The organism is Sulfuricurvum sp. (assembly GCF_028712165.1).
In the GTDB taxonomy this organism is placed as follows: Bacteria; Campylobacterota; Campylobacteria; order Campylobacterales; family Sulfurimonadaceae; genus Sulfuricurvum.
Genome location: NZ_JAQTQR010000063.1, coordinates 1 through 16257 on the forward strand (window position 1 = coordinate 1; position 16257 = coordinate 16257).

At 38.8% G+C, this 16257-nt stretch carries 14 protein-coding genes; 5 read left to right on the plus strand and 9 right to left on the minus strand.

What is annotated here, in order from left to right:
• Positions 1-2466: CheR family methyltransferase (locus PHP90_RS10855; protein WP_299929570.1), on the plus strand; the 2466-nt coding region annotated here is incomplete at its 5' end.
• Positions 2463-4466 carry an EAL domain-containing protein gene (locus PHP90_RS10860; RefSeq protein ID WP_299929573.1) on the plus strand — a complete coding sequence of 668 codons (2004 nt, stop codon included), beginning with the start codon at positions 2463-2465 and terminating at the stop codon, positions 4464-4466. The genes PHP90_RS10855 and PHP90_RS10860, both read left to right, overlap by 4 nt.
• 35 nt (positions 4467-4501) lie before the next feature.
• Here PHP90_RS10860 and PHP90_RS10865 read toward each other — a convergent pair whose 3' ends face one another.
• From PHP90_RS10865 to PHP90_RS10875, 3 genes are read right to left on the minus strand one after another with little or no spacing between them, the layout of a single operon-like run.
• Entirely contained in the window at positions 4502-5764 is a 1263-nt protein-coding gene (locus PHP90_RS10865; RefSeq protein WP_299929576.1) for an NAD(P)/FAD-dependent oxidoreductase, read from the minus strand.
• Positions 5765-5770: 6 nt separating this feature from the next.
• Positions 5771-6526 (minus strand): class I SAM-dependent methyltransferase, encoded by a 756-nt coding sequence (locus PHP90_RS10870; protein WP_299929579.1) that lies wholly within the window; start codon positions 6524-6526, stop codon positions 5771-5773.
• The gene (locus PHP90_RS10875; protein ID WP_299929581.1) at positions 6519-7508 is read right to left on the minus strand and encodes a hypothetical protein; all 990 of its coding nucleotides are present in this window, start codon (positions 7506-7508) and stop codon (positions 6519-6521) included. Before PHP90_RS10875 ends, PHP90_RS10870 begins: the two co-directional genes overlap by 8 nt.
• A gap of 181 nt (positions 7509-7689) precedes the next feature.
• Here PHP90_RS10875 and PHP90_RS10880 point away from each other — a divergent pair, with 181 nt between their 5' ends.
• Positions 7690-8736 (plus strand): hypothetical protein, encoded by a 1047-nt coding sequence (locus tag PHP90_RS10880; RefSeq protein WP_299929584.1) that lies wholly within the window; start codon positions 7690-7692, stop codon positions 8734-8736.
• A 48-nt stretch (positions 8737-8784) separates the two neighbouring features.
• Here PHP90_RS10880 and PHP90_RS10885 read toward each other — a convergent pair whose 3' ends face one another.
• The 6 genes from PHP90_RS10885 to PHP90_RS10910 all read right to left on the minus strand — a co-directional run bounded on the left by PHP90_RS10885 (position 8785) and on the right by PHP90_RS10910 (position 13815).
• Positions 8785-9063, minus strand: coding sequence for a peptidylprolyl isomerase (locus PHP90_RS10885; protein WP_299929587.1), 279 nt, complete (start codon positions 9061-9063; stop codon positions 8785-8787).
• A 49-nt stretch (positions 9064-9112) separates the two neighbouring features.
• Positions 9113-9754, minus strand: a complete 642-nt coding sequence (locus tag PHP90_RS10890) for a GNAT family N-acetyltransferase (RefSeq protein ID WP_299929590.1) — start codon at positions 9752-9754, stop codon at positions 9113-9115.
• Between the two features lie 135 nt (positions 9755-9889).
• Complete coding sequence (locus PHP90_RS10895; RefSeq protein WP_299929595.1) at positions 9890-10804, minus strand: DUF234 domain-containing protein; 915 nt, start codon at positions 10802-10804, stop codon at positions 9890-9892.
• Between the two features lie 69 nt (positions 10805-10873).
• Positions 10874-12337 (minus strand): HAMP domain-containing sensor histidine kinase, encoded by a 1464-nt coding sequence (locus PHP90_RS10900; RefSeq protein ID WP_299929598.1) that lies wholly within the window; start codon positions 12335-12337, stop codon positions 10874-10876.
• Between the two features lie 129 nt (positions 12338-12466).
• Positions 12467-13324: a M90 family metallopeptidase gene (locus PHP90_RS10905; protein ID WP_299929601.1), complete on the minus strand. Its 858-nt coding sequence runs from the start codon at positions 13322-13324 to the stop codon at positions 12467-12469.
• Entirely contained in the window at positions 13312-13815 is a 504-nt protein-coding gene (locus PHP90_RS10910) for a 2'-5' RNA ligase family protein (RefSeq protein ID WP_299929603.1), read from the minus strand. Before PHP90_RS10910 ends, PHP90_RS10905 begins: the two co-directional genes overlap by 13 nt.
• Before the next feature lie 192 nt (positions 13816-14007).
• Between PHP90_RS10910 and PHP90_RS10915 the strand changes: the two genes are divergently transcribed.
• Together PHP90_RS10915 and PHP90_RS10920 are read left to right on the plus strand one after the other, a co-directional pair.
• Positions 14008-15324, plus strand: a complete 1317-nt coding sequence (locus PHP90_RS10915; RefSeq protein WP_299929608.1) for a phospholipase D-like domain-containing protein — start codon at positions 14008-14010, stop codon at positions 15322-15324.
• A gap of 13 nt (positions 15325-15337) precedes the next feature.
• Positions 15338-16078 (plus strand): endonuclease/exonuclease/phosphatase family protein, encoded by a 741-nt coding sequence (locus PHP90_RS10920; RefSeq protein WP_299929605.1) that lies wholly within the window; start codon positions 15338-15340, stop codon positions 16076-16078.
• Positions 16079-16257: the final 179 nt, after the last annotated feature.

Below are 16257 nucleotides of genomic sequence, written 5' to 3' on the forward strand. Positions count from 1 at the left end.
GACGCATTTGAAGAACTTAAGAAACAATTACAACTGTACGTACAAGATCACAAAGATGAGGATCAGCTTCGTATATGGATTTCAGCATGTTCAACCGGTGAAGAGGCCTATACGATTGCTATTATCTTGGATGAAATTCTAAATTTCGATCGAAGCAAACACGTTAAAATTTTTGCGACGGATGTCGACGAGGATGCGGTCAAACAAGCACGTGCTGGAGTGTTTCCGGAAGTCACTGTTTCAAATATCTCTCCTGAGAGACTAAAGAGATATTTTATCCAAAAAGGGAACGAATTCGAAGTGAAACCCCAATTAAAAGAGAAGGTCATATTTTCACGACACGATATTACGATGGACCCCCCTTTTGTAAATGTTGATTTGGTCACATGCCGAAATATGCTTATCTATTTTGAAACAGAATTGCAAAAAAAGATATTTACCACTTTTGCCTATGCACTTAAGCAACACGGGTTGTTGTTTCTTGGAAAATCGGAATCGGTTGGGGTGCATACCGATTTATTTGCAACCATCGATCCTAAGGCGAAGATATTTCAAGCACGAACAACAACCGAATCACGAAAACTTTTATACCCGCAGATGCTTCATAGCGGCAAATATATTAAGCCAACAGCCGCTATTCAAACAAAAAAGAGAGTCAGTACGATTGAAGAATCGATTAAAAATACCTTATTTGAATACTATGAAGATAAATGCGTCGTTATCGATAACGATTTCAATGTTCACTATATTAAAGGGAATATGAATGACATACTGAAGTTTCCCAGTGGAGAAGTACACAACAATATTTTAAAAATGTTACCTGAAAAAATATCTTTGGAGGTACGTTCACTGGTTTATAAAGCCAATAAAGGTGATAGTGATATAACTTTTCCAAAAAGGACAGAACAGGTTGTTAATCAGGAATTGATTACTATAAAACTGACTCCGCTTGAGGGGTATGCCGGAAAGTATCTATATTTTTTACTTTGCTTTGAAAATGCTCCATTAAAAGAAGAGACGATCGTTAAAAAACCTATTGAGAGTGAGAATGCTTACATCCTTCAACTGGAGCAAGATCTCATAGCAACGCGTGAACATCTTCAAACAGTGGTAGAAGAGTTGGAAACATCCAATGAAGAGCTGCAATCTTCAAACGAAGAACTGCAAGCGTCAAACGAGGAATTGCAAGCATCGAATGAAGAGCTGGAAACGACAAACGAAGAGCTGCAATCCACAAACGAGGAACTGCAAACAGCATATTCGGAAATAAGAGCTCTCTATGAAAAGCAAAATTTACAAAAAAATTATCTTCAAGACAAAACAGTAGAACTCTCCAAACTCAAAGAAGAACTGGATTCACAGTATAAGTTTACAAAAGAGGTTTTGGATACGGAAAATAATATCGTTATCGTAACCAATAGGGAAAAGATACTTTCTGTTAATAAACAGTTTTGCAAATTTTTCTCTCAGTTTGAAACATTTGAAAATTTTCAGAAACAACATAACTGCATCTGTGACTTTTTTGAAAAAAACACCCAAGAAGATTATTTGTACGATGATAAGGATGGAGTACGTTGGCTCGATAAATTATTAATGTCTGATAGACATGATATGAAAGTCGAAATAAAAAAAGAGGGTGAAATACATACCTTTCATATTATGGCAAGTGAATTGAGTACGGATGAACAAACGTATGTCATAACACTTACCGATATAACCCCTCTTGTCCTCTCAAGACAAAAATTGAGAGATGATCTTAATGAAGAGATTAAACATAATCTCAGCAGTTCAAAAATAATTCATCAATTTAATACCATATTTGGCAATGACGTCTTTATGAAACAGATTTGTGAGGAGATGAAAAAACCTCTGAATAAAATTTATCAAAATTATTCTGCTGTTATCGAGAGTGCCGGATTTGATGAAAAAACACAATTTAAATATTTAACACTCTTTAAGCAAGATAAAGATGAATTGCTTTCAAATATTGAGCTGGTTAAACTCTTTTTTGGAAATAACCCAAAGAAAACGGTAAATCTTTATGCAATATTTGAAAAAATCTCGCACTTTTTAGAACACGATTACAGTTCAAAAATAAAAATGCAAATTTTTGGACAACAAAATATAGAGATAAAATATAAAAGCGCTCATATCCCGCAAATGGTGATGCTGTTAACTACCCTCTTTAACAGCGTAGCGCAAGAAGCCGGATTGAAGAACGTATTGCTCAAAGCAATGCTTCAAGAAAGCGCTGGAGTGATTACTATTGGGTTTAGCGGCGGGGAATCTCTTTGTCAAGAGTTGTTGAAATTTCAATCAAATCAGGAAATATTTTCCGGTCATGCTAAAACCGTAAACGATACGTTTAATGTTTTAAATTCCCTTTTAAATGATGTGTACCATGCCAGTATCAAAATTACAATGGATACCTGTGAGATAACTATTCCAAAAAGGTACTTAGATTGATCCCTAACGTGAAACGTTTTTTTGCCGATTGGTTGCAGCAGTTCCCCTATCCTGCAATCGTGATGGATGATAGTTTTACCGTAGTCTTAGCTAATGACATGGCATTTCATAAACTTCGATTCAATCCAGTTGAACAAGAGTCTATGTATGAGTATTTGGAGAATAACTCAAAAAAATCTTTTATTGAATTTACAAAACAGCTAAAAGAAGCAGAGTATGCTCAATCGGATCTATTGTTAAGATATATCGGAGAAAGTACACTCATAGGTAGAAGTATTGATAATAAAACATTTCAATATTGTTTTATAATGATTTTACCAAGCAGTTTCAGAGATAAATATACGGAATTGAAACAAAAATATGATGCTATTTTAGCCCATGTCAGTGATTCTGTGATAGTGACCGATAATGAGCAAAAAATTATTGAAGCGAATAACGCTTTTACCAAGATTACAGGGTATGAACTTCAAGAAGTATTAGGGAGATTTCCTACGCTATTAAGTTCTGGAAGACATGATGAAAATTTTTATAAAAATCTCTTTATAGAGATGCAAAATAAGGGCTATTATCAAGGAAATATCATCGATAGAAAAAAAAGCGGTGAAATTATTAATGCATTGGCAACTATTATTCCGATAAAAGACAGCTATGACGAGATAAAAAATTATATTGGAATCTTAAAAGATGAAACGGAAATAACAAAACTAAAAGTTGTGAATACTTCGACAAAAAATAAGGATATCTTGACAGGTGTACAAAACAGGGAATCGATATTACATCTCATTGACATAAAATGTGAACTTTCCTCTCCACAGAATCAAGTGGCGATACTCTTTATAGATTTGAATAAATTCAAACAAGTTAACGATACCTACGGGCATCAATACGGAGATTTTGTATTATCAAGTGCAGCAAACCGTATGAAAAAAACATTAAGATCGAATGATCTTGTTGGAAGGTACGGCGGAGATGAATTTATTATTATGCTTGAACGGATCACAAAAGAGAGTGCTTATGAAATCGCCCAAAAAATTCAAGATGCCCTGTCTAAACCTTATGTAGTGGATGAACAAGTTATAGATTTTATTTCGGGGAGTATCGGGATTTCATTTGCTCCACATGATTCTAAAAAAGCTTCCGAGTTAATCGAAAAAGCTGATATGGCTATGTATCAGGCAAAACAAAGTTTATCGGGTGAACAGATTGTTTTATCGGATAAGGTAGCAGAAAAAGATTTAAATAATAAAACATTAAAAGCTGAATTGGTACATGCTATCGATAATGATGAGATTTATTTGAGAATTCAACCTATTGTTTGTGTAAAAAGTGAAAAAATTGTGGGTGGCGAGGTGTTATCACGGTGGTTAAATCTCAATTTTAATGAGGTCTATCCTTCAACGTTTATACCATTGACGCAATCACTTGGGATGTCTAAAAAATTTGACATCTATGTTTTGAATAAAGCAATAAAAATGTTAGAAGAGCATGAGTTTGTGAATGAAAATTTCTTTTTAGATGTGAACTTTTCTGCCGAGCAATTTAGTGATTCAAATTTTATAACCATGTTGGAAGATATTTTAGAGGTCAAGCCTTGGATTAAAAATTATATTGTTATAGAAATCACTGAAAGTGCTATGATGGTTGATATGGAGAGGACAACTGAACATTTAAGCGCTATAAGAGCTTTAGGATTTAAAATAGCGATAGATGATTTTGGGACAGGCTTTTCGTCTTTGGCTTATTTAAAACATTTTTCTATTGATTATCTTAAAATTGATAAAAGTTTTATTGACAACATAGAAGAGGATAGAAAAGATATCGAGATATTAAAAACAGTTGTTACTCTCGCAAACGCCATTGGTGCAGAAGTGATAGTTGAAGGAGTTGAACGATTTACCCAATTTGAAATTGTAAAAAGCATAGGTGCCGATTATATCCAAGGTTTTTATTTTTATAAACCGATTTTGCCTGATGCGTATTTTTCAAAATTAACGGCTTGAATCTAAATTAGTTTTTTTGAATATTTCCTTGATTTTTATAATATGGGTGCATTTCCCAAATGCCCCGCTACATACCCACTGGCAAATGACCATTGCAGGTTGTAGCCGCCGCACGGCCCGTCTAGATCCATGACTTCACCGCAAAAATAAAGCCCTTTGATAATTTTACTTTCCATGCTCTCAGGGCGTATCTCTTTGAGCGATACTCCCCCTCGGGTGATCATTGCCATTTTAAATCCGTCATGACCCGTCACGGTGAGCGGAGTCCATGCGAGGAGCTTGATGAGCCGGTCTCTCTGAATTCCCTCAAGACGGTTAAATCCTTTGTCCGGGTCAGCTTCAGCCAGGTTACACAGCGCCCTGCATACCGATTCGGGAAGGAGGGTCATCATATGGGTTAATATGGGCTGTTCGGGATTTCTATCGATCTCTTTTTTGATATGCGTTCGGATTTGCTCTTCATTGAGCCCTTTTGTCATATTAATGAGGATGGGAACTTCACCGTGTTTGGAGAGAAAAGGGTTGATTTCACGGGCAATATCGAGTACGACCGGTCCGCGAATACCGTTCGAAGTAAAGATGAGGTCACCTTTGGCACGGATATTTTTTGCTTTGGGAAGATCGATTTTAATTTCGACCTTGGCAATCGTATCGGCTCGGCAAGATTCTCCCCACACTTCCTTGGTTTTGAGCGGCATCATGGCAGGGTAGAGATCGGTGATTTTGTGACCCGCTTCAGAGGCGAGTTTGAATCCGTCCCCCTCAGCTCCGAGCTGCGGATATCCCAATCCTCCTGTTGCGATGATAACGTGAGGTGCGTTGTAAGTTTGTGTGTCGCTACTGACGCCGTTCATACGTTCGCCGTTATGTTCCAGATTTTCAGCACGCACTGAAGTGATAAGGGTAATCCCTAATCGTGCCATCTCCTCTTCCAAAGCGGTGATGATACTCACCGAACTGTGTGAGATCGGAAAAACACGATAACCGTCAGGTGCATGGCTCTCAACACCGATTTCGGCAAAAAAAGCGATCAGAGCACGATGATCCATCGCAGTGAGGGCAGGGGTCATAAATCGTCCGTCGCGTCCGAATCGTGCCATAAAGTCTTCGTTGGAGAGGGTATTGGTGAGATTGCATCGTCCGCCGCCGGTCGCTTTGAGTTTTGCGGCTATTTTGGAGAGCTTTTCGAGAAGTAATACGCGATATCCGCGTCGTGCGGCAGTAATGGCGGCCATGATGCCTGCCGCACCGGCACCGACGACGATTACATCATATAAATGCTCAGAAGTGTTTCGCATATGCCATTATAGCGGCTTAGTCTCCGGTTTTTTGGCAAGAATACAAAGCAATTCCCAATGCATAGCAATTTTTCCATTTTTAGATTCACTGCCGAGATAGTGTTCGATTCCTCTCTCAATTTCCTCATCGGAGCCTATATTAAGACCAAATAGCAATCGACAAAAATGTACCATACCTTTTCGGTCGTCAAAATTCCAGGTATAAGGGACTAATTCACTGGAAATAATCTCAAATCCGCATGCCTCAAGATCGGTGAGTGTCGATGCATCCAAAAAAATTCCGACATGGCCTTGTGTATTGTGTTCATCTACAAAGCGGTTGAGAAAAGGATCAACAATGGAATCTTTTGCAACATCGGATAATCCGAAAAGGCCTCCCGGTTTTAAGAGGCGGTACATTTCACGGAAAAACGGTTTTTTATCAACAAGATGGTGTATACCGGACAATGAATAGACTTTATCTACTGATCCATCCGTTAAAGGAATTTGATCGATTTCTGCGTTGATGACATGTTCATTGCTGACGCCATCGGCTAAAAATCCCTCGGATGGGTCAACGGAATAGATAAGTGTCCCTGTTGGGAGATACGGTTTTAGATAACATCCTCCGGATGGGATATCGGCGACAACATCTGAGGCTTGAATCTGTAAAAGTTTCAACAAAGGGGTGAACTCTTCATCGCGTGCACCTGGGTATTGTGCCATCGCCTGATTGTAGAGATTGCCGCGCTGATTGAAAATATCTCTGTATGTTTTACCCATTTGTACTCCTTTTTATCACCATTGCTTCAATCGCTTGTTTGATCGAAGAGGTCGCTTTATTAAGATAGTTTTGAGCGTGAGCGGCGTAGGGGCGCATACATGCATTGACCTCAAAAATTGTCATTTTGCCGGATGTTTCATGATGACAGTCTATACCGAAGCAATCAAGATTGACTCTCTGTGCAATATTTAGACATTTTTTTTCAATCTCCGGATCTAAACGGCTCAAAAACTTTTTTTCTTCGTTTTGAAAAAGAGTGCTCTCATTCATGAGTTCGCTTCGTGTTTCGGCATGGATTTTCCATTGGGTTGAAACGATACGGTGTCGGGGATATACTTTCCCGTCGATCACAAAATAGCGGGATTTTCGGTATAGCCCGTCTTCAGAGACAAAATCAACAAATTCGGTAATAAAATAATCTCTGCCATCAAAAGCATAGCGTTCCAGTAAACCTAACTCTTCATATCTATCGATCCGAATCAATCCGCTGCCTCCGTGCTCATTTGCGGGACGGAAAAGTATCGGATAGGAAAAGTGTTCTTCTTCCAGTACTTTTTTAATCTCTGCGAGTGAAGAAGGATTAAGTCGAAGTGTTTTGGGCATAACGATATCGGGGATGTCCACTAGGCTCTTGTAGATTAAATCACGCTTTGTCAGTAAAATTTGTTCCGGATGATTGATGAGCGGAACATCGTTTTCTTTGAGCCAATCGATCAAAAGTGCAAGGCTTTTTGTATTGCTTTCGGGATTGCATATACTGTTAAAAATGACATCCGGTCTGCCGCTTAGAGAAATGTTGCCTTTTTGTTCGATCCCGCCGATGTGAAAGGTTAATATATCAATGTTTTTGGGAGATATTCCCTCTAAAAATGAATTGTTCCCTTCTACTGTATATCGGCAGCTTTTTAAAAACCCGTCGTTATAGCTGACTACGACCGTGTCACTGTCATCGATACCTACAAAATTTAAAAGTCGTATCATCTTCTCCCTTTTTGTGGATATAGCATATATGGTAACGAAACAATTATTAATAAACAAAATAATTTTATAAAGGTTTTTTTAATGTTTACGGTATTACTCAGGTATCTATATAAAAAGTGACAGATATTTTGTTTTTTTATAGATTTATATTATATTTGGTGTTATACTAAATAGAGTATCGATGAATAAAATCGTATCGATACCTAAAGGAGAATTGATGAAACTGTTAAAACATAGTCTTATTGCTGCGGCATTTGTCGCTGCGACAAGTACAAGTGGTATGGCGGCTGATCTGAAAGGTTTAAGCATTAGTGTTGACCCAATGTATATGGCCGTATTCGGAGATGATGTTCATGCCGGAGATGTTTATACCTATGATTATAGTGGTGCATCAGGCTATTATTATCAGTATTCTGGTAATCCTATTATCGCAAAACCAGACGGAAAATTGACGTTACGCGGTGAAGTCGAATATAAAAAAGGTGAATGGGGTCTTGGTGTCAATTACTGGGGACTTAGCAGCGATGGAAGTCAGATAGGTAGTATTACAGATCCAGTAAGTGGTGACAATAGCTATGTTGGAATCCGTCTTGGAGACAATTCATGGAGTTCGGACAATCAGGCAACTACTATTAACTGGAGTACCAGTAATAAAATCAAAGTTTGGACATCGGATGTGTACGGAATTAAAACGATTATGGGCGATCAGGACAAAACATTTAATTTGACATTTGGTCTCAAGTTTGCAAAGTTGCAAAATCAGCGTGTAGATCATATGAGTTATGATGACGCTAATTTTAACACCTATACGTACGATTGGAATAAAAAAGCTGATTCAGATTTATTGATTGGTCCGATGTTGGGAATTCAAGGTCATTTTCATTGGGAAAAACAAAGAGTTATCGGAACAGTGACTCAGTCATTTGTTTACGGTGATGTTAATTACCAGTCGATGACGGCTCGGGAGTATGTGTATGAGAGTGGCGGGGGATACAGTTATCTATATGATACCTCACACAAGACGACTGAAGTTATTCCTGTAACAGAAGTCAAATTGAAATGGATGTATGATTTCACTCCAAATGTTTCACTTGGGTTAGGCGTATTTGCATCTATGTGGACAAATGCACCGATGGCACAGGAAGCAGATATGTATTATACGAATGCAGAAAGTAAAAAAACCGTCATTTTTGCCGGTTCAATGGGCTCACTCGAATACCGTTTCTAAAAAGAGAGGGGCTGCCCCTCTCTGCATTTTTATGAGAGTAAAAGGAAATTATCCTCTGCTCGTTACTTCTAAAAGATGGTAGCCGAATTGGGTTTTGATAGGACCGTAAAGCACGCCGACATCTCCGTTAAATACGGCTGTATCAAACTCTTTTACCATTTGACCCGGGCTGAATCGTCCCAAATCTCCCCCTTTACGGCCTGATGGGCAGAGTGAATTGTCTGCCGCTACTTCTGCGAAAGAGGCTCCGTTTTCAATCTCGGCTTTGAGAGCATTACACTCAGCTTCTGAATTTACTAAAATATGTCGTGCAGTTGCCCATGCCATGGTGATCCTTTTGTTTTTTTTGAAATTCTACAGCATTAATGCTTGGAGATTATGATGATTCCTTCAGGACTTTCAGTTCTTTTCGAACATAACTTTTGCCTAGTTTCAGAATATCCTTCTCAAAAATCAGTAACTGTTTAGGGGTAAATTTGAGTTCGTTGGCATTGACTTTGGTATGGATCTTATCCATATTTTGACCGATCAGTGTCTGGATATCTGAATCCTGCACCATTTTTATTATGCCGTCCAACCCCTCTTTTGGGAGTGGTAAATTGCAATAAAAGTCGCCGATATCGTTGACTCCCCAATAGATAAATCCCAGCAGTTGATAAAAATCGAGCGAAGCCGATACCGAAGAAAATGTGATTCTCTTGACATGTTTTTCAACCGCTTGAGCGAGGATCAGACGAAGTATTTGTGTGGCATACCCTTTGCGCTGTTCTATTAGAGGGGTAAAAAGGTTGTAGATGGTGAGATATTCGCTGTAACGATCGATTTTTGAGAACAGATAACATAGATGCTCATTATTCTCGTCGCACAGTACCGCACAACCTTGCGCATTCCAACTGAAATGGCGGTCCCACCATGCTAAAGATTGATCGGCAAATCGTATGCTTTCATGGTCTGTGAGTGTAGCAATGGATGCAATATAGGCATCTCGTCCAAGAGATTTGAGATGATAATGTGGCATAAGGATCCTTTTACCCACTATGGGAGTAAAAAGTTCCAGGAGAGGATCCGATTAAACGAAGCAGGTAAAACGATTATAGCGGGTATATTGGGAGTATCTTTTCATTTTGTGATGAAAAGATAGGCAAATACAAATTTAGTATTTTTTATTGGTATTAACGAGCAGGTCTTTTTCGCTGAGATCATCCAACAGTGATTTGAGGTTTTTGAGGCTTAAAAGTTTCAAACTCTCACTTTTTTCTTTTTTAAACTCGCTGGAAAATCCGTTCTTGGAGAAAATGACAAACATGTCAGGATGAAGTGCGGCTTTGGCACATTTCTCCTGAAGTTTGGAAAGTTCGCTTTTGTTGGCTTTAGCTTTGGAGTATTTGCATGATCCGGCTATAACCTTGCCGGATTTGGTTTGTCCCAGTATTTCGATCTCTGTGCTCTTATCCCAGTAAGATCCGATTTTAGCAACCCAGTCCTCTTTGAAACTCTGTTTCACCAAAGCGAGTACGAGCCCTTCGTACACCGGATCAAAAAAAGATTGTTTGGTATTCTCCCAGTGCTCTTTCATTTCGGTGAAATCACCCTCTTTGATCCCTTTGTAATACGGAGAGACAGCATAGAACCAAAAGCGCAGGAACGGAGCGGTAAAGACAAGCCGTGCAGAAACCTCTTCGTTTTTATCTGAGGGTTCTTCTTGGGACTCTTGACGGATCAGCAGAGTGTTTTTGATCAAAAATCCAGCCGATTCTTCTCCCTCTTTTCGACTCAAATCTGCACGTCTGAATGCGGAATGTTCCCTGCGATCCCCGGATGCGAGGGCGGTGAGAAGCGCATGATAGGATTTATTGCTCTGGGTGATTTTAGTGAGGTCGCCATGGATGTATCGGTAGTTTGCCAAAATTTTCTCTTCGATTAGTTCTTCCAGAGGTTTGGACATATCGACATTCCACCCCATCCCGCCGAATACAGCGAAATATTCGATTGCGCGTTCGATGTCCGTGGCGTTGTTTTGAAAACAAAAAGAGCGAAATTGTTGGAGAAGTGTCGGGTTTTTGGACATAGGGAGAAAACCTTGGTTATTTTTCACCATTATAACCTAATGCATGTCGGAGAAGATGATTCTCGGACTTTAGTGTTTTTTTGCGATGGATGTTGGAGGGAAAGGGAGTTTGATTACAAAAAGAGCTCCATCGTTAAAATTATGTGCTTCTATCGTGCCGTTTAGTTTTATTTCGACAATCATTTTTGCGATAAAAAGTCCTAACCCCGTTCCCTGAGATTGGTGTTTTGTCGTAAAATAAGCATCAAACACTTTGTCGATTATTTCCGGAGAAAACCCTCCGCCGTTATCGTATATTCTAAGAAGATTTCCCGCTTTTTCCTTTGTGCATTCGATCGTTATTTTAGTACTATGGGCATCTATCGCATTGTTGATGATGATTAAAAGGACTTGTTCTATTTCACTGATAGAACCATAAGCGGATGCCTTTTCATCGAGATTAAAGGCTATGGATACATTTTTCTTTTCTAATGTACTGCCAAGAAGCTGCATGGTGTCAGTAATAGCTTTTTTAAGGGTAAACACCTCCATCATTTTCTTATTTTGGTCATCATCTAAAAAGTTTTTAAAGAGATCAATGGTTTTTGACATGAATGCCACTTGATTATGCATATCCTTAAACAGTTTTTCCTGATATTCCGGGTCGACCGTTCCCATCATACTTTTGAGCGTTAAGTCGGTAATACAAAGTTCTATAATATTGAGCGGTTGCTTCCACTGATGTGCTATGTTGTTGATCATGGTTCCCATTTCGATAAATCGTGACTGCTTCATCAAAATAGCGTCTTTAATTCTATTGTTTTCTTTCTCGATCTCTTTTTTCTCCATTGCTTCATCAATGTTGTGCTGCATATGGAGAAATCCGTTGACAATCTCGGAGATAACATCATCTTTATGTTTGCTAAACGATTCAAAAACGAGTTTATCACCGGGCATATAGCCTTTGATTTCGGAAGCGATTTTCCGTAAAGGGGTAAGAAGCTCTTTTAAGAGACGCATTTCGAGATAAAAATACAAGGTAAGCAATAGAACGAGAATGACTCCGACGGTGTAATATTTTGTAGAAAGCTCTTTAAGCATATGGTGGGCATAGGCTATTTTAAGCGTTCCAAATTTCTTATTTGAATTGACTTCTTCCGGATTGTAAACGGCTTTTTCATATTTTAAATTGTACGGATCATCCGGAGTGTATTCAGCAGATTTGACTTCGGCTATCAGACTTCCGTTATTGTCTTTAAAGGTTATGTTTTCTAAATGGTAGTTGTTAAGCATCTTTTTTAGGAACTCATCCATATTCAGATGCTCATTATCTTTGTTGATAAAATACCATATGCCCACTTTTGTTGAAAGTGTTTCGGAAATAATTTCAATATGTTTTTTTTCAGATTGTATAAATGTGTCATTGACCAGTTTATAAATAAACATACCGCTAAACGTAAAAATTAAGGAAAGTGCAATAACCACGAACAATAGCAGTTTACGTTGCAATGAGATAGTGCTGAACGTCTTTAAAAAGCCTTTATGCGATGCCAAAAAATAGTCCCTATGGTTATAGATGGGTAATAATTTTTACTTTGAAATTAATGGTTTGGGTATTGTAGGGAGAATTAGTTTAGATATGAATAAATTATAATTTTTGCTGTTAATCAAGATGGCGTTTCTTTATAAAAAAAGTTCTGCAGTGTCTATCTGATAAAAATCTTTATATTCTTCGTAAAGATCGGGAAAATGAAGTTTTAATGCGGCAGGAGATTCGAAAAATCGCTCGGTAACGACTGCAAAAAATTCTGCTTCATTGGTGGCGGCATAGCCATCTAAGAGTTTGTATTTTCCCCAATCGCGATTTTTTTGAACGATGGTATTTAATTGATCCAACTCTTTGTAGAGGGTTTTAACCCATCCGTCATATTTCGAGTGTTCCAGAGGAGGGACACCGTCGATCTGACCGTCCATAAAATCGATTTCATGGGCAAATTCATGGAGAATGACGTTGTTATGGCGCATATGATAGGACTCATTTTTTGCTTCATGCCATGTGATGACGACTGTCTCATCCGCCGATTGCCCTTCGATCATGAACTGCTCTTTTGCGTATATTCCTCCATATGAGCGTACTTGTTTGATCATGACGGCGTGGGGATAGATGATGATGGTTTTTAGTTTGTCGTAACAGTACGGCGTATTTTTGCCGATCAGCAGCAAACAGGCATAAAAAGCGATGATGATTTTCATTTCATCACTTACCTGCAGCCCGATTCCGATAAATTTTTTGGTATGGATAAAGTAGATGATGGAACGCTGAATCTTTTGCTGATCTTCCGGATGGAGTTTACGATAATGGGGAGTTTTATCAAGATAGGTTTCATACTCCTTTTTAAAAGGGAGTGTTCTGATCTTTTCCAAAGCTTTTTCTTTTCGAAATTCGTTGAAAAACAAGAATGTAAAAAAAAGCGTTCCCAAAACGGTAAAAATCAGAAGAAGGGCAAGGTGATAGTCAATGCCTGGCATCACAGAATCCATTCTTTTAGAACCTCGTATTCTGCACCGGTAGGATAAAGATGGCTTTGGAAGAGGGTGATTTTGGACTCAAGCACCCCAATCGGTACATGCTCTGATGTTAATTTAGCTGAAAATGCGGTCGCATCCTGAATGTGTTTAACCCGCATCATCGTCACATGCGGATTGAGTTTCGTTGTTTCCAAGCCAAGTACTAATGCAAGCTTGTCGTAAAGATACTGTAGGGTTGGGTTCTGTGTGGTCGCCACAAAGACACGGCTGTTACTGAAATAATCAAAGCGGGATAATTCAGATATCTCAAACATCCAGTTAAAGGATGAGAGTTTTTCGATCACTTCATCAGGATTAAATTGGTGTCCCAAAAAAGCAATCGTGATATGGAGCGATTCTTTTTTACGCCATCGTCCTTCCAAAAACGGAGAAAAATCTTTTTGGATCTGCCCATATTCATAAACACGGACGGGAATGGCAAGAAAGAGACGGTTCGCTGTCATTGTATCCCCTGTCATTCGTTTAAATATCTATTGCGTTATTATACTGGTAATTGTTGATGCAGCAGATAGGGTACATTAATGGTACCGGAATTATCAGAACGATATAATCAAACACAACAAGATGCGGGTGGCAGTTAAATGGGCTATATATCTTTATACATTGTGTTTACAGCATTCGCACAAATCGTTACAATGCTTCACATGCTCTATTTACGGAGGAATCACAGTACGATTCTTGCCTGGTTTATGGTGATACTCATGTTTCCTTTTCCCGCTTTCATTCTCTATTTCATTTTTGGCAATCGAAAAGTACGGCAAAAAAGTAAAAAAAGTAAATTGGTGCTTCATAAACTGCATCAGACCGATACGGTAGCTTTTAATCCGATCGAAACCGTCCTCGCAAGTCATGAGATAGCCGGTACGACTGTATGCAATGATATTCAGCTCTATTTTGACGGGGTTGATGCCTATAATGTTTTATTGAATGAGATTCGAAATGCAAAAGAATCTATCTGGATCAGTACTTACATATTTCACAATGATTCGACGACAAAAGTGATTCTGGAAGCATTAACGCAAAAAGCGTCTGAAGGGGTTGATATCAGGATCTTGATCGATGCGGTCGGTTCATACGGTCTTTATATCTGGCAGCGCCCGCTTCGGGCACTCAAGAATGCGGGAGGGAAAGCGGTTTTTTTCATGCCGATTTTAAAACATCCGCTGCGAAATTACATCAATCTGCGCAATCATCGTAAAATCTTTCTTTTTGACGAACGTGTTGCTCTTGCAGGAGGAATGAATCTCGGAAAACGGTATATGGGCCCGAAGCCTATAAAAAAACGGTGGATAGACATGATTTTCCGTCTCGAAGGGGATGCCGTTTTTTCGTATTCAGAGATTTTTTTGGCTGATTTCGCTTATGCATCGGGTGAGATGAAAACAGCGGTTAAAAGAGTGATAAACTGTAGTGAGCGTAATGCAATACAGGTTGTCCCCTCCGGTCCGGATATGAGCAGTGACGCTTTGTATGAATCATTGTTAAGCGCAATCCATACTGCGTATCGAAGAGTGTGGATCGTTACTCCCTATTTCGTTCCGGATGAAACGATTCTGCGGGCACTGATTATTGCCAAACACAAAGGGGTTGATGTTAAATTGATTGCACCTTATACATCGGATCATTGGATTACGGATATAGGTCGAAGCAGCTATATGCGCGAAGCTGAGGAAAACGGGCTCGAGGTTTTGCTTTATCAAGGCAATATGCTTCATACCAAAGCTGTTTTGCTAGACGATTATGCCGTTATGCTGGGATCGGTTAATATTGACAATCGAAGTCTTTTTTTAAACTACGAAGTTGTCAGTTTCGTCTATTCAAAGCCGGTTATTGCTCAAATGGATGAGTGGGTCAACAATCTCATCAGACACTCTTCATCGGGAATGCAAAAAGGATCGAAAAAAAGAGTGATTTTAGAAAATTTTATGCGAATATTTTCACCCCAATTATAAAGGCAGATCTCGCATGTTAAAGCCGCATGGTATGATCCGAAATACGTTTGAATCTCAGCAAGAACAAACATTGCCGCCTGAATTTGGACTGTTATGCTGGAATGTTCACAAGCGGAATATCGGATACAAATTTGATCTCTATTTCAATGAACTGCTTGAACGGTATGATATTGATCTGCTCGCTCTGCAAGAGGTCAAAATCAATCAAAAGGATGTCTCTTTATTTGAGACGTTTCATTATTCATTTGCCCCTAATATCAAACTTTTACATCACAGTTACGGCGTTTTGAACGGTTCTCGTATTTTGGACAAGGAGACATATTCGCTTCTGTCATCTCACCGTGAAAGTATGATTCGAACTCATAAAAGTGCGATATTTTCTACTTATGCGCTGCATACCGGAGAACTGCTTTTACTGGTTAATTTACATGCTATAAATTTTAGGGCGACCAAGATATACAACAAAGAAATTGAAACTATTTTTGAAAAGATAGTACATCATCGGGGACCAATGATTGTGACGGGAGATTTTAACTGCTGGAATCGTCAGCGCATCACTTTATTGATGAAATTGGCAGGAAGTCTGCATCTCAAAAATTGTGAGATTGGACACGGACATTTGATTAAATCGTTTATGAACTATAAGCTGGATCATATTTTTTATCGGGGAGTGCAATTGATAGAGAGCTGTGCCGTCGATGTCCAAAGGATATCGGATCATAATGCTCTCTACGCTCGATTTAAAGCTCTTTAGCACTATTAATAAGTCGATTTCTAAAGGCTTGGCCAGTTCATTTTATTCAGATCACTGTCCAAAACGGTAGGCGTTCCCATCACTTCTATCTCTTTGGCTAGTCCTATCTGAACGTTTATGATATCCATCAAATGTTTATCTTCATCGGCATTCAATACAAGCTTTTTATACTCTTGGGA